Raw genomic sequence first — 14,386 nt, 5'->3', positions numbered from 1 at the left:
GGAACACACGGAAATGCAGACTTCACAAGTCATCGCGGCACATCCCGGCGACAGTGCCACGCCACTGTTCGAACTCGACCATGCAAGCTTTTCCGCCGGCCAGCGCGTCCTGCTGGAGCCGCTGACATTGACCCTCCCCGCGCGCAGCGTCATTGGCCTCATCGGCCATAATGGCTCCGGAAAATCCACCCTGATCAAGCTTCTCGCGCGCCAGCAGGTGCCCACCGGCGGCGTGATCTCCTTCGAAGGCAAACGATTGGAGGAGTGGCGTGACCGGCCATTCGCCCGCAAGGTCGCCTATCTGCCCCAGCAGACGCCGGCGGCAGCCGGCATGCTTGTCGGCGAGCTCGTGGCCCTCGGGCGTTATCCCTGGCATGGCGCACTCGGCCGGTTTGGTGCCGAGGACCGGAAAATGGTCGAGGAAGCCATGGAACTGACCGACGTTGCGATCTATCGCGACCGTGCAGTCGATACCCTGTCCGGCGGGGAACGTCAGCGCGTCTGGCTGGCCATGCTGGTCGCCCAGAACCCCGACTGCCTCCTGCTCGACGAGCCGACCTCGGCTCTGGATATCGCCCATCAGGTCGAAGTCCTGTCCCTCGTTCGCCGGCTCACCGAGGAGCGCGGACTGGGCGTTGTCCTCGTCCTCCACGACGTCAACATGGCCGCCCGTTTCTGCGACGAAATCCTCGCCCTTCATTCGGGCACACTGATTGCGCGCGGCAGGCCCGAGGAAATTCTGACGCCGGATCGGCTGCAGGCAATCTACGGAACCCGAATGGGCGTCATGCGGCATCCCGACTCCGGTCACCCGATGAGCTATGTCAGGTAACGACGTGCGTTCAGTTCCTGAACCTGTTCCTCGCTCAGCAATCTGTATGGTTGCCCCTTCAGGATCATAAGGATCTTGCAGGTTTCTTCCAGCTCTTCCGCTGCGAAGACGGCGCTCCGCAGGTCCGGCCCGGCGACGACCGGCCCATGGTTTGCAAGCAGAACGGCATTCACGGAACCTTTGAGGGCGACGATCATCTCGCCCATCGCCGGATCTCCGGGAGGGACATAGGGCAGGATCTTCACCGTCCCTACCCGCATCACCACATAGGGCGTGATCGGCTCGATGCAGTCGTCGGGGTCCGTGGAACTCAGGCAGGATATCGCAGTGGCGTAGGTCGAGTGGAGATGTACGACCGCACCCGTGTTAGGCCTGGTCTTGTAGAATGCCCGGTGAAGGAAGATTTCCTTGGAGGGTTTGTCGCCGGCGACGTGATTTCCCTCAACATCGATCTTCGAGATCCGGGCGGGATCGAGAAATCCGAGGCAGGAATTCGTCGGCGTGATGAGCAGACCGTCATCGACCGCAGCGCTGATATTGCCCGCGGATCCGACCGAATACCCCCGTTCGAACAGAGACTGTGACAACATCACCATCTCTTCGCGCAGCTTTGCCTCGCTCATCGGGCAGTATCCCCCACTTCACGTCCAGCCATCATCCCGAGCGCCCGTTCGAAGAAATCGGTCTGCCCGAAATTACCCGATTTGAGCGCCAGCGCCAGCGGATAGGGGTTGGTGAGGATCGGCACACCCGGTGCGATCTCCGGGCCGATCGTCAGCGCATCCAGATCGAGGGCCGAGACGACTGCTCCGGACGTTTCTCCGCCGGCGACAACCAGTCTCTCGACACAGTTGGCGACAAGCGAACTCGCGACCGAACCGAAGAAACCGTCGAGCTTATCCGCAATTGTCTCCCGACCGTATTCCTGCTGCAGCTTTCTCACTGCCTGCGGGTTGTTCGATGAATAGACCAACGGGGCTTCGCCGCCATGCGCGAGCACGAAATCGACCACCGTTGTGACCTGCAAGCTGCCGTCCATGACCTGTTCGACGTCGATCGCCATCCCGGGATGTGCCTTAAGATGATGATCGATCTGGGATAACGTCGCCTGGGAACAACTCCCGGCCAGAACGGCCTCGCGACCGGTCATGCCGGCAAATCCCGTATCTTCCGACGACAGGCTTCGCTCCGAAGCAAAATTGGCGGCAAGACCGAGCGCGATGCCCGATCCTCCGGTCAGGAGGGGGGCCCCCTTGACCGCGGCGCCGATGGTCAGAAGGTCCTCATCGCTGATGGCATCGACCACAACGAGGGTTTCGCCCTGCTCTCCGGCGGCATGAAGAGCGGCGCGTAATGCCTCGCCGCTCTTGCGGACGATATCCCAGTTGACGGAGCCGACTTTCTGCTTTGCCTGTTGCCGCAGCCAGCGGCGGATGTCGCTGTCCGTCATCGGGTTCAAAGGATGATCCCTGAGACTGGATTCGTTGAGGGGCACGTCACCGACAAAGAGGTTGCCACGATAGAGCGTGCGGCCCGCACCCGGGAATGCCGGGCAGACCACAACGCCCTTTGCCCCGAGCGCAGCGGCCAGCGCCTCGCCGACCGGTCCGATATTCCCCTGCGGCGTGGAATCGAATGTCGAGCAATATTTGAAGACGATCTGGCGGCACCCTTGCGCCCGGAGCCAGGCAAGCGCTTCCAGCGATTGTGCGATGGCCTCTTCCGGCGGGATGGAGCGCGTCTTCAGAGCAACGACGCCCGCTTCGCATTCAGCCCTGGCATTTTCGCGAGGGACGCCGAGGAACTGGGTCGTGGCGAAGCCGCGCACGCCGCCATACCCCTTGGCCAGAGTGTTTGCGATATCGCTCGCACCCGTAAAATCGTCGGCAATCACGCCTAACAGCATGGTGTTTTCCTCCCTGCGAAACCGGCGTCAGGCGCGTCCGAGTTCATCGCGGCAATAGATCTCGACGATCTCCTCGAAACTTGCATCCGGAACAAAGCCGAGATCCAGGGCAAGACGGGCATCGAAGGCCTTGGGCCAGGTGCTGACGATGGCATGGATTGCCGGATCCGGCTCCTCGCGAATGAGAGCAACCGCCTCGTCTCCGGCAACCTGCCGCAAGGCCTCGATTTCGTCTTCCACCGTTGCCGAAACGCCCGGCATCGTCAGCGTCCTGATGGCGAGGCCAGGGCCTGCCACCTCGGCAGCCCTGATAAGAAACCCGACTGCCCTGCGCGGTGATGCAAACCAGTGACGCATGGTACGCGGTACCGGGAGGATCGCTTCTTCTCCATTGAGAGGCTCGCGAATGATACCGGAATAAAAGCTCGATGCCGCCTTGTTGGGGCGACCGGGCCGCACGCAGATCGTCGGAAGACGGATGCTCAACCCGTCGATGATGCCGCGCCGGGAATAATCGGCGACCAGAAGCTCGCCCACAGCTTTCTGCGCACCATAACTCGAAAGCGGCCGCAGGAGAAAATCATCAGGAATGACATCCGGAAGCGGCGCGCCAAAAACGGCAAGCGATGAGGTGAACACGAAACGGGGGCGGTAACCACCACCGATTTTCCGGACGGCATCCAGAAGCGCGCGTGTGCCTTCGAGATTGACCCTATATCCCTTGTCGAGATCGGCTTCGGCTTCACCCGACACCACGGCGGCAAGATGGAAGATGACGTCGGGACGCTGCGACAGGATCCGCTCCGCTTCTCCCTCCTCGGAGAAGTCCGATGTCAGGATCTCGACGTCGAAATTGCCGCTGACGGGCTGTGCCGGAAAGATATCGTGAAGGGTGAATGCCGTGATGGTCTCTCCGGCAAGAAGTCCTTCCGCCGCCAGACGCTCGGCCAGTCTTCTGCCCAGCATTCCGGCAGCACCCAGGATGGCGATGCGCATAACTACTCTCCCATGTATGTCTGCTGTTTCGCGATCAGTTCGCGGCTTCCAGTCGGTCGATCCACGACAGCCCTGCGGCCGTGTCTCCTCTGGGCCTGTATTCGAGGCCGATCAGCCCCGCATATCCGGCACGGTCGAGCGCGGCGAGGACATGGCCAAGCTGGACTTCGCCGAGATCCGGCTCCCATCGGTCGGGAACGGAAGCAAGCTGGACATGGCCGATGAGCGGCGCATGACGTTCGATCCGCCGGGTAAGATCACCCTCCATGATCTGCACGTGATAGATATCGAACAGCAGCTTGACGTTGGGTTCCGCGATTTCTGCAAGAATCTCGGCGATCTCATCCGAGCGGCTCACCAGGTAACCGGGCTTGTCGCGCGTGTTGAGCGGCTCGAGCAGGAGTGTGATGCCATGCGCGGCCGCCGATTTTGCGACGCTGCGGAGGTTATCCACGTAGACCCGCAGGGCTTGCCTGCGATCGCTCGGGTCCTGGATCACGCCTGCCATGACGTGAATGGCTTTTGCCCCGAGCGCCACCGCGTAGTTAAGGGCCTGATTGAAATCGGCCTTGAACTGAGCCTCCTGCCCCGCGATGGCGGCAAGCCCCCATTCGCCGCGCTCCAGATTGCCGGGAGCGGTGTTGATCCCCGTCATCTGCACGCCGGCGGCGTTCAAGGCGGCCAGCAATCTGTCCACCGGGATGTCATAGGGAAAATGGCACTCGACGAACTTGAAGCCTGCCGCAGCAGCAGCCGGAATGCGGTCGATGAACGGCAGGTCGGCGAACATGAACGCGATATTCGCGGTCATTCGGGACCGAAAGTCAGTAGTGCTCCGGCTCATTCGGCCGCCCTCTTCATCGGGTTTGCTGCATTGCGGGTGCGGTTGGCTTCGATATCGTCGATCAGGTTCATCGGCTCGGGACGGAACAGGCGTGCATCCATCAGCCGAAGATCCGGAGAGATTGCAGGTTTGAAGGCCATATGCGCAAGGATGTCGCGCTCCAAATCGATGCCGGGCGCGATCTCGACAAGCTGCAGACTGCCGTCGACAACATCGAATACCGCACGCTCCGTGACGAACAGGGCAGTGCGTCCCTGCTTTCTCGCGAAGTTGGCATTGTAGCAGATCTGCTCGATGCGGTTGACGAACTTCTTGTGCCGTCCTTCCTGGGCGATCGCAAGCACCCCGTCACCCGTCTGCAGTTCAAGCCCGCCGGAGGTGAAGGTTCCGCTGAAAACCATATGCTTGGCATTCTGGCTGATATTGATGAAGCCGCCGACACCGACGATCTTGGAGCCGAAGCGGCTGATATTGACGTTGCCGCCGGGATCGACCTCGGCGAAGGAGAGGAAGGCGATATCGAGCCCGCCACCATCATAGAAATCGAACTGATAAGGCTGGTCGACGATGGCATCGTAATTCTGGGATGCACCGGAATCCGGCCCCGTCAGCGGCGCCCCACCGATGAAACCCTGTTCGTTGGTCAGCACGATATGGTCAAGCACGGCCTCCTCGGAGGCGACAGCGGAAATGCCGGTTGAGATGCCGGCGCCGAGATTGCAGATGGCACCGGGCACGATTTCCATCGCAGCACGCCGGGCGACGATCTTGCGATGATCGAACGGCAGTCGACGCAGCGCATGAAGCGGCACTTTCAGCTCACCGGAATAGGCTGGATTGTAATCGGTTGCATAAGTCTGGCGCTGGTCGGGATCGACGACCACATAGTCGACGAGAATGCCGGGTATCTTGACGTTTTTGGCGGGCAGAGCCCCACGCTTCGCCATGCGCTTGACCTGGACGACGACAATGCCGCCGTTGCGGCGGGCGGCCTGCGCGGTCGAGAGCATTTCGCCGAAGATGGCTTCCTGCTCCATGCTGATATTGCCGTCCTCGTCGGCAGTGGTGCCCCGGAGAAAGACGATATCCAGCGGGAACGGCTTGAAGCGCAGATATTCCTCTCCGTCGATCGTCATCAGCTCGACGAGATCCTGCCGGGCGCTCGGGCTCTGACGGCCGCCGAGCTGGCGGGGATCGATGAATGTATGCAGACCCGTCTTCGTGATGAGACCGGGACGGCCTGACGCCATCTCCCGCATCAACTGGGACAGCACACCCTGGGGAAGCGTGTAGGATTCGATCTTGTCGGCGGCAGCCAGATCGATCAGCACCGGGGAATCGATCAATGCGCTGGTGATCGAACGCCGCAGCATGCCCTCATGGCAGAAGCGGGCAGCGCCCTTTGCGGCACGGTCGCCAAGGCCGACAATGTGAACAAGCGTCAGGGCCTTGGGGCTCCCGGTTTGCAGATGTCGGGCTTCGATAGCCTCCAGCACGCGCTCGGGGATGGCATGACCTCCCCCGGACCCGCTGACGAGAACGCTGTCGCCGTCCCTCACCAGTTTTGCCGCTTCCTCAGCAGAAATCAGTTTCATGCTACCTCCCTGGTCTTCCTCGAAAGCAAGCCGACCATTGACCGCCATGCAATTCTTATGTAACCGGATACATAGTCCGCGACATCGAGCCGTGTCAAGCACATGATCGGATCGATCGCAGGACGGAGAGCCGCATTAGGAGGATGATGGGATGGCGAATTCAGGATTGGATTTTGTTGAAATAGGTCAGGTATTTAAGTTCGCAAAAACAGTGGGGGAGACCGACATCACACTGTTTGCCGGCATCACCGGCGATTTCAGCGACACCCATGTGAACGACCAGTATATGAAGGAAAAATCGTCGATCGGGAAACGCATTGCGCATGGTGCTTTGACTGTCGGATACATGAGCACCGTCTCGACGATCAGCATTGCCCATATCATCCATAAGGAAGGTCTGACGGACTTTCCGGTCTCGGCCGGATATGATCGGGTCCGCTTCCTCAAGCCCGTCATTCTGGGCGATACGATCACCGCCCATTACAGGATCGCCTCTGTCGACAAGGAGCGTGGCCGCAGCGTCGCGAAGGTCGAGGTCTTCAATCAGAACAACGAACTCGTCGCCGTCAGCGAACACATCATGCGCTGGGCGAAAAAACTGTCGTCTTCCGCGGAGGCAGCCTGATGGCCCTCTCCGGATCCGCCGTCCTTGCCATCTGGAACGGTATCAAACCGGAAGCGGAGGACGAATTCGTGTCCTGGCACGTTCGGGAACACATTCCCGAACGCGTCGGGCTCCCGGGCTTTCGACGCGGCCGACGTTACGTCGCGGTTTCGGGGCACCCGAAATATTTCAATTTCTATGAAACCGACGATACCGCCGTGCTGTCGTCTCCGACCTATGTCGAACGGTTGAACGCACCCACCTCATGGACACGGTCGGTGGTGAGCAATTTTACCGACACGTCACGAACGGTTTGCGCGGTTTCATTCACCCATGGCCTTGGCGATGGCGCGGCCATCATGACGCTGCAGCTTTCGACCACGCTGCCGAGAGAGGTATTTGCACGCAATCTCGATGAACTTTCGTCGCGGCTGATGGCAGAACCGGGGATCATCGGTGCCCATCTGCTTGAAGGCGATGCGAATGCCGGTGGCCAGGCCACGGCCGAGAAGGCTTTGCGCGACCGCCCTGATGAAACCGCCTCATGGATCCTTCTCATCGAAGGCGTCGATGCCGAAAGGCTTGCAGCCCTCGACCATGACGGCTTGCTTTCGGATGCGCTTGCCGCGGCCGGTGCCTCTGCGGATCTGCGCAAAGGCCTTTATTCACTGCAATACAGCCTGGCCCAAAACCAGGTGGCGACCACGTTAGCTTAACAGGGAGAGACACATGAAATTCGTGAGATTTGGTGAGAGCGGCAAGGAAAAGCCCGGCGTCGTCGACGATCAGGGCAAGATCCGTGACCTGTCGGGACTGGTGACGGATATTACCGGTGACGCCCTCGGCGGAAAGCTTTCCGAAAGCCTGAAGCACGTGGATATTTCCACCTTGCCACTGGCACCCGAAGGCGCCCGGCTCGGTCCCTGCATTGCCCAGGTGGGCAACTTCATCGCGGTCGGCCTGAACTATGCCGATCACGCGACGGAGACCAATGCACAGATCCCCAAGGAACCGATCCTGTTCAACAAGGCGCGCTCCTGCATCGTCGGCCCGTACGATGACGTCGTCTTGCCGCCGAATTCCACCAAATCCGATTGGGAAGTCGAGATCGCCTTCGTGATCTCCAAACGCGCATCCTACGTCTCCGAGGACGAGGCCCTGGATCACGTCGGGGGATATTTTATCTGCAACGACGTTTCCGAGCGGGAATACCAGCTGGAGCGCGAGGGCCAGTGGGTAAAGGGCAAATGCTGCCCGACATTCGGACCGATCGGCCCATGGGTAGTCACGCCAGATGAGGTCGGCAACCCGCAGGATCTTTCCCTGTGGCTGGAGGTCAATGGCGAACGGCTCCAGAATTCCACGACGCGCAACATGATCTTCCCGATCAGGACGCTTGTCTCCTACATCAGCCAGTACATGATCCTCGAGCCGGGCGACATCGTCACGACGGGCACGCCTCCGGGTGTCGGCCTCGGCATGGTGCCGCTGCGCTTCCTGAAGCGCGGCGACACGATGAAGCTCGGCGTCGAGAAACTGGGTATTCAGGAACAGCGCGTCATATAACCACCGCTCCATGTAAACGCTTGCATCGACGGGTTGCCGGGATTAGGGCCAACGACTACCATTCCCGGCGACACCGTCGTCACAATCGGAAATATCAGATGGCAGCAATTTCGAAGCGAACGCGAAATCCAAAGACTGAATCGGCAGCCGAGACCCAAATGGTTGCCAAGGCTTCCGTCGGGCTCCGCGATGTCGCTCGGGCCGCCGGCGTATCGACCGCAACGGTTTCAAGGGCCATCAACAAGCCGGATGTCGTGTCCGAAGAACTGAGACTGCGCATCGAAGCCGTGATCGAGCATCTCGGCTGGGTACCGGATGCGGCCGCACGCGCGCTTTCAACGCGGCGGTCGGGCGCAGTCGGCGCCGTCTTCCCAACCCTTACGCATGGCGATTTCGCCCGCACGGCGACGATCCTTCAGCACGAACTTCTGGCGGAAGGATTTACGCTGCTGCTCGCCTGTTCGGAATATGATCCCGAGCAGGAGCTGCGCCAGGTTCGGAAATTCGTCGAACGCGGCGTCGACGGAATCGTGCTGGTGGGCAACGAGCATCTCCCCGAACTGGAGAAATTGCTGAGCCGCCAGAATGTCCCGTCCATCAACACCTTCGTCTACAATCGCGCGACACACGGAAAATCGATCGGCCCGGACAACAGGAAGGCGCTGTTCGACGTCACCAACTACCTGATCGATTTGGGGCATCGGCGCATTGGCGTGATATGGCAATCCGTTGCCAATAACGACCGTGCAGCCGAACGGCTTGCAGGCGTCAGCGACGCCCTGTCGGCACGCGGTCTTTCCGCATGGCCATACCAGATCGCCAAGGAACTCTCCAGCATCGGCGAGGCCCGCTCGCTTCTGAGGCGCATGATGAGCACGGACTTGCCGCCGACGGCGATCATCTGCGGAAACTCCTATCATGCAGTCGGTGCCGAGCTCGAGGCACTGGCCATGGGCCTGTCGGTGCCGGGCGATGTCTCCATCGTCGGATACGACGACATCGAAATCATGTCGGAACTGCCTGTTCCGATCACGACCGTGCGCGTTCCGAGCGATCAGATCGGCCAGCGCGCCGCAAACCACATTCTGGCGCGGATTCTCGGACGCGAAGACGATACCCAGTTCGAATGTCGCACGGAATTTGTCCTGCGCGCCTCCACCGCCCCACCTCGCAGCTGATCCGGCCTCGCCCTCAGACCCTGTGCAGCTGCAGGCCGCCGGCGATTTCCGTGACTGTCGCCGTCGCATAAGGGAAGTCGCCGCGTGCCAGCGCACAGATTGCCCTGGCAACGTCTTCCGGCTCACCCCAACGGGACATGGGCACACCGCCATCCGCAATCAGCCTGTCATATTTCTCGGTCGCGGGAGCCGTCATCCCCGTGCGGATTATGCCGGGCCGGATCTCGTGCGTTACAATGCCTTGAGACGCCAGACGCGCGGCATACAGCTTTGACATCATGGTAACCGCGGCCTTCGACATGCAGTAATCCGCCCGGTTTTCGCCAACGACCTCGCTATTGATCGAACCGACGAAGATGATGGAGCGATAATCCTCGGCAGAGCCGACAGCGATCATATGGCGCGCAAACGCCTGGGTGAGAAAGAATGTCGCCCTGACGTTGACATCCATCACCCGATCAAAGCTCTCGGGCGCGAGCTCCAGCATATCGCCGCGGGCGGTCGATGTAATCCCGGCGCAGTTTACAAGGGCGACGGGGCGCTGGATCATTCTCACAAGAGCATCGTGTGTTTCGATGCGCGTCACATCCGCTTGAACATATCTGATCTCGGGCGGAAGGGACGCCATCTCCTCCAAACTCGCGACCGTGACGTCAAATCCCTCGTCTGCGAGCCGTATCGCGGTCGCAGCTCCGATTCCGGCTGCTCCTCCTGTCACGAGAGCTCCTCCGCGCTGGCGGACGCTTTCTTTTGTGTAACCAGATGACATCGCAACACTCATATTCACTTCCTTCTGTGTTGGAATTCTCATTTCAGGCGGCTTCTTTTAATCCATTCACGAATATGAGATTTCGATCTTAATTCATATTTTTCAGAGCCTTCCGGCTGATCTTCGGTATGTTTTTCTCAAGCCTTATCGTTCTGGGCTTGACATAAAACAGCAGCAATGTAAACGGATACATAGTTATTCAGCCGAGACCATTCGGCAGGTGCGAGGCCAGGAGGAGGCGGAGCCCGATGACCATCGAAAGCCGCAGCCGAACCGAGATCAATGGCGCAACGCGTCTGATCGCGATAATCGGCGACCCGATCGAGCAGGTGAAATCGCCGATATTCTATAACCGGATGCTCGCAGACGCCGGAGCGAACGCGGTTCTGGTGCCCTGGCACGCGTTACCGGACACATTCGATGTCGTGATGAAGGGGCTTCTGGAGACCCGCAATCTCGACGGAGTGATTGTGACCTATCCATACAAGCAGCGCGCCCTCGCATTTGCGACAAGCCTCGAACCAATGGCCGAGCGCCTGGGATCCGTGAACGTCCTGCGTCGAGAGGCGGACGGTCGGTGGACCGGAGGCATGTTCGACGGCCTCGGCCTCGTGGAAGCGGCCAAAAGCCGTGGGATCGCCGCGAAAGGCGCCCGCGTCCAGCTGATCGGCGCAGGTGGGGCGGGAAGCGCGATCGCCTATGCGCTGGCATCCGAGGGAGCAGCCAGTATTGCGATCGCCGAGAACGACATCCCCAAGCGCAATGCGCTCGTCGATGACCTGAAAGCCAGATACCGCGATTGCGTCATCACGCCGGGATGTGTCGGGTTGAAGGACGTTTCGCTTTTGATCAACGCCACGCCGGTCGGCCTGAATGACGGAGACGGACTACCGGTCCCGATCGACGGAATGACGGAACGCACTGCGGTGATCGATATCGTGCCGGGCCGGGATACGGAGCTTCTGTGCAGGGCGGCGGCGCTTGGATGCCGCACGCTCGGCGGATCCGCCATGGTGGAAGGACAGACGGGGATCGTCCTCCGCTTCTTGAGGAAAATAGAGGCGAACGAAGCGCCAGCCGGTGGAAACGCCGCTGCCGAACGAGCCTGATAGGGAGAGTGTTTGCATGAATGAGAACGGTTTGGTTTCCAGGCTGCCCGGCTGGGTTGGTTCGGCGCTTATGTCGTCCACGGTCTTCATAGGACTGATCATTCTGTGGTGGCTTGCCGTGGTCGCCTTCGATATTCCAAAATACCTCCTGCCGCCGCCGCAGGCCGTCATTCCGGAGCTGATCGCCTCGCGTCAGAGCCTCTGGATCCATTCGCTGGTGACGATCCAGGAGATCGTGCTGGGCTTTGCGCTGTCGGTCGTGACGGCAATCCCGCTTGGGCTGCTGATCGCATTGTCGCCCACGGCAAAGCGGATGCTTTATCCGCTTCTCGTCTTCATCCAGCTCGTTCCGAAAATCGCAATCGCGCCGCTATTCGTCGTATGGATCGGTTTCGGGCCGACGTCGAAAGTGATGCTGACGCTGCTGCTGACCTTCTTCCCGCTTCTGCTTGCGAGCATCGCGGGCTTCCAGATACTCGACCAGCGCTTCCTCTACCTGACGAAGTCGATGGGTGCGACGACCTGGCAGACTTTTCGCTACCTGCGTTTTCCATCGGCACTTCCGGTCATCTTCGGCGGCCTCAAGACCTCGGCCACCATCGCCGCGACTGCAGCGATCGTCGCCGAATTCGTCGGCGCCAACCAGGGGCTCGGCTACCTGCTGCTACAGGCGACGGGTGTGATGGATACCAAGCTTGTCTTCGCGATCCTGTTCGTCATGACCATCATCGGACTTGGCCTGAACAGCATCGTCGAGCTCGTCGAATACTTCATGACCCCATGGAGGCGGAATCAGAGCCGCGACTGATAAATTTCATCAACTCAAGGAGGAGAAGAAGATGAAATCGCTTAGGCTTTCAAGAATACTCGAAGCGCTTGCGCTTGTGACGGTAACCGGCGCGACCCTGCTGGGCACTTCATTGCCCGCCCAGTCTCAGGAAAAGCCACTGACATTCTGGCTCAACTACCCGGCCGCCGGCTTCAATGCGGGCTACGAGCTGGCGGTGAAGAAGGGCTTTTACAAGGATGTGGGCCTGAACGTGAAGATCGAGCCCGGCAACGGCTCTCAGATCACCGCCCAGCTGATCGCCAGCGGCAAGGCCGAGATCGGCTTTGCAGATGCAGCGCCGGTCATGAAGCTGGTTTCCGAGGGAGCAAAGATCAAGGTCCTCGCAACCATCCTGCAGGGCAATCCGAACCAGATCAGCGCGCTCAAGGGCAAGGGCATCGCCTCCGTCAAGGATCTCAAGGGCAAGTCCGTCGCGATCCCCAACGGTGGATCCCAGGCCGCGATGTTCCCGCTGGTGCTGGCTGCAAACAACCTGACCGCAAACGACATCAAGCAGGTCAACATGCCGAAGGAGTCAATGGTTGCCGCGCTCCTGCAGGGCCAGGTCGATGCGATCCTGGGCTCGATCGATTTCTTCGCGATCCAGCTGAAGAATCTCGGAGCTGAAACGGTGGACTTCCCGTTCATCGACAATGGCGCACCGACCGTTTCGACTTCGATCATCGCTTCCGAGAGCTATCTCGAGAAGAACCCAGAACAGGCAAAGGCGTTCGTGGCTGCAAGCCTCAAGGGCTGGTATGCGGCGATCGACGATCCCAAGGCAGCAGTCGCTGCCATGAAGGAACTGTTCCCTGACGCCTCCGAAGAACAGGCTCCCGCCCAGCTCGAAGCCACGAAATACCTGATGTGCGTCAACCGCGCCAAGTTCGTCGGAAAGGCGACGCCGGAACAGTGGACCGACACCGTCAGCATTCTCGGCAAGATCGGGATGCTGCCCGCCGACAAGGACGCGAAGAGCTATTACACCTACGATTTCCTTCCGCCGGAAGCCGACCTTCGCCCCTGCCCCCTGAACTGAGAGAGATGAAGCTGTCCGCCATGCAAGCATTACAGAAAATAGACCCAATCAGCGAACTCAGCGGTGTCAGGATCGAGATCGAGGAGGTCGGCAAGAAATTCGGTGCGTTCGAAGCTCTCCGCCCGACGACAATCGACATCAAGCCCGGCGAGTTCGTATCCGTCGTGGGGCCTAGCGGTTGCGGGAAAAGCACGCTGATGCTGATGGTGGCCGGTCTCATGCATCCTTCGAGCGGAAAGATCCGCGTCGAAGGAAAACCTCTCTCGGGAGCCCTGACCGATGTCGGGATCGCCTTCCAGGATCACCTTCTGCTCGAATTCAGAACGGCAATGGATAACGTCCTTCTTCAGGGCGTTATCCGCGGCCTTCCGCTGGAGCCGATCAGGAAGCGTGCCAATGAACTCTTCGAGCGCCTCGGGCTGACGAAGGCGGCGAACAGGTATCCGAGCCAGCTGTCGGGCGGCATGCGCCAGCGCGTATCACTCGCACGCGCCCTGGTGCTGAAACCGGCCGTCCTTCTCATGGACGAACCCTTCGGTGCGCTGGACGCGCTCACCCGCGTGCAGGTTCGCCACGATCTCGAGCAGCTATGGATGACCGAGCGTCCAACGGTCCTGTTCATCACGCATAGCGTCGAGGAAGCGGTCGGACTTGGTGATCGGGTACTGGTCATGGCGCCATCCCCGGGTCAGGTCGTGGACGAGATCCAGATCGACCTTCCCCGCCCCCGCCCCGTCTCTCTGGGCGAAGAACCGGAACTCTCGGCCTTTTCGAAGAGGATATACGATCACTTTGCCCGTTTGGGCGTGATCCATCGCTGATGGCAGACTTCTGCCATCAGCGTCATTTGTTATTTTGCGGGATGTGGATGAGCGGAGGCTGGCCGATCCCCTGCGCTAAAATTTCGACTCTCGCTCGGCCTCTGGCGAAACCGCAGGCTTCGCAGTCCTGGCAACCCTCGCCGCATATCCCCGGCGAGGCAATAGAAATGGCGCACCCGGGGATGCAAACACAAACTCCCGATCGTGGATGCTGTGCGCTGCACCAAGATCTTCGAGCCAGCCGGCTATGCGCAGGCAACCGAGCCTAATCAACTTCATTGTTATTCCTCCCTTTCCG

15 protein-coding genes are annotated in these 14,386 nt (G+C 60.2%); 9 read left to right on the top strand and 6 right to left on the bottom strand.

What is annotated here, in order from left to right:
• Window positions 1-13: 13 nt before the first annotated feature.
• On the top strand, window positions 14-832 hold the full coding sequence (locus FHW37_RS04800) for an ATP-binding cassette domain-containing protein (protein WP_246690686.1): 819 nt from the start codon (window positions 14-16) through the stop codon (window positions 830-832).
• On the opposite strand, the gene otnC is transcribed toward FHW37_RS04800, so the two are convergent.
• From otnC to FHW37_RS04775, 5 genes are read right to left on the bottom strand one after another with little or no spacing between them, the layout of a single operon-like run.
• Window positions 820-1,455 (bottom strand): 3-oxo-tetronate 4-phosphate decarboxylase, encoded by a 636-nt coding sequence (gene otnC, locus FHW37_RS04795; RefSeq protein ID WP_145633208.1) that lies wholly within the window; start codon window positions 1,453-1,455, stop codon window positions 820-822. The genes FHW37_RS04800 and otnC overlap by 13 nt on opposite strands.
• Window positions 1,452-2,738, bottom strand: a complete 1,287-nt coding sequence (gene otnK, locus FHW37_RS04790) for a 3-oxo-tetronate kinase (protein WP_145633206.1) — start codon at window positions 2,736-2,738, stop codon at window positions 1,452-1,454. The genes otnC and otnK overlap by 4 nt, the downstream gene beginning before the upstream one ends.
• A gap of 27 nt (window positions 2,739-2,765) precedes the next feature.
• Entirely contained in the window at window positions 2,766-3,734 is a 969-nt protein-coding gene (gene denD, locus FHW37_RS04785) for a D-erythronate dehydrogenase (protein ID WP_145633203.1), read from the bottom strand.
• A 34-nt stretch (window positions 3,735-3,768) separates the two neighbouring features.
• Window positions 3,769-4,545, bottom strand: coding sequence for a hydroxypyruvate isomerase family protein (locus tag FHW37_RS04780; protein ID WP_246690667.1), 777 nt, complete (start codon window positions 4,543-4,545; stop codon window positions 3,769-3,771).
• A 29-nt stretch (window positions 4,546-4,574) separates the two neighbouring features.
• A complete protein-coding gene (locus FHW37_RS04775) occupies window positions 4,575-6,173 on the bottom strand; it encodes an acyl CoA:acetate/3-ketoacid CoA transferase (RefSeq protein WP_145633196.1) in 1,599 nt (532 codons plus the stop codon).
• A gap of 151 nt (window positions 6,174-6,324) precedes the next feature.
• Here FHW37_RS04775 and FHW37_RS04770 point away from each other — a divergent pair, with 151 nt between their 5' ends.
• The 4 genes from FHW37_RS04770 to FHW37_RS04755 all read left to right on the top strand — a co-directional run bounded on the left by FHW37_RS04770 (window position 6,325) and on the right by FHW37_RS04755 (window position 9,521).
• The gene (locus tag FHW37_RS04770) at window positions 6,325-6,798 is read left to right on the top strand and encodes a MaoC family dehydratase (protein ID WP_145633193.1); all 474 of its coding nucleotides are present in this window, start codon (window positions 6,325-6,327) and stop codon (window positions 6,796-6,798) included.
• Entirely contained in the window at window positions 6,798-7,493 is a 696-nt protein-coding gene (locus FHW37_RS04765) for a DUF4286 family protein (protein WP_145633190.1), read from the top strand. Before FHW37_RS04770 ends, FHW37_RS04765 begins: the two co-directional genes overlap by 1 nt.
• 13 nt (window positions 7,494-7,506) lie before the next feature.
• Entirely contained in the window at window positions 7,507-8,343 is an 837-nt protein-coding gene (locus FHW37_RS04760; protein WP_145633186.1) for a fumarylacetoacetate hydrolase family protein, read from the top strand.
• 158 nt (window positions 8,344-8,501) lie between these two features.
• Window positions 8,502-9,521, top strand: coding sequence for a LacI family DNA-binding transcriptional regulator (locus FHW37_RS04755; protein ID WP_145633184.1), 1,020 nt, complete (start codon window positions 8,502-8,504; stop codon window positions 9,519-9,521).
• Window positions 9,522-9,534: 13 nt separating this feature from the next.
• Here FHW37_RS04755 and FHW37_RS04750 read toward each other — a convergent pair whose 3' ends face one another.
• Window positions 9,535-10,290, bottom strand: coding sequence for a 3-ketoacyl-ACP reductase (locus tag FHW37_RS04750; RefSeq protein WP_145633855.1), 756 nt, complete (start codon window positions 10,288-10,290; stop codon window positions 9,535-9,537).
• Window positions 10,291-10,538: 248 nt separating this feature from the next.
• Here FHW37_RS04750 and FHW37_RS04745 point away from each other — a divergent pair, with 248 nt between their 5' ends.
• From FHW37_RS04745 to FHW37_RS04730, 4 genes are read left to right on the top strand one after another with little or no spacing between them, the layout of a single operon-like run.
• The gene (locus FHW37_RS04745; RefSeq protein ID WP_145633181.1) at window positions 10,539-11,399 is read left to right on the top strand and encodes a shikimate dehydrogenase family protein; all 861 of its coding nucleotides are present in this window, start codon (window positions 10,539-10,541) and stop codon (window positions 11,397-11,399) included.
• A 16-nt stretch (window positions 11,400-11,415) separates the two neighbouring features.
• A complete protein-coding gene (locus FHW37_RS04740) occupies window positions 11,416-12,207 on the top strand; it encodes an ABC transporter permease (protein WP_145633178.1) in 792 nt (263 codons plus the stop codon).
• Between the two features lie 31 nt (window positions 12,208-12,238).
• On the top strand, window positions 12,239-13,267 hold the full coding sequence (locus FHW37_RS04735) for an ABC transporter substrate-binding protein (RefSeq protein ID WP_145633175.1): 1,029 nt from the start codon (window positions 12,239-12,241) through the stop codon (window positions 13,265-13,267).
• Between the two features lie 20 nt (window positions 13,268-13,287).
• Window positions 13,288-14,088 carry an ABC transporter ATP-binding protein gene (locus tag FHW37_RS04730; RefSeq protein ID WP_145633172.1) on the top strand — a complete coding sequence of 267 codons (801 nt, stop codon included), beginning with the start codon at window positions 13,288-13,290 and terminating at the stop codon, window positions 14,086-14,088.
• The last annotated feature ends 298 nt before the right edge of the window (window positions 14,089-14,386 follow it).

The organism is Neorhizobium alkalisoli, from assembly GCF_007829835.1.
In the GTDB taxonomy this organism is placed as follows: Bacteria; Pseudomonadota; Alphaproteobacteria; order Rhizobiales; family Rhizobiaceae; genus Neorhizobium.
Note: the sequence above shows the minus strand (reverse complement) of the source record. Positions and strands in the feature narration are given on the sequence as shown.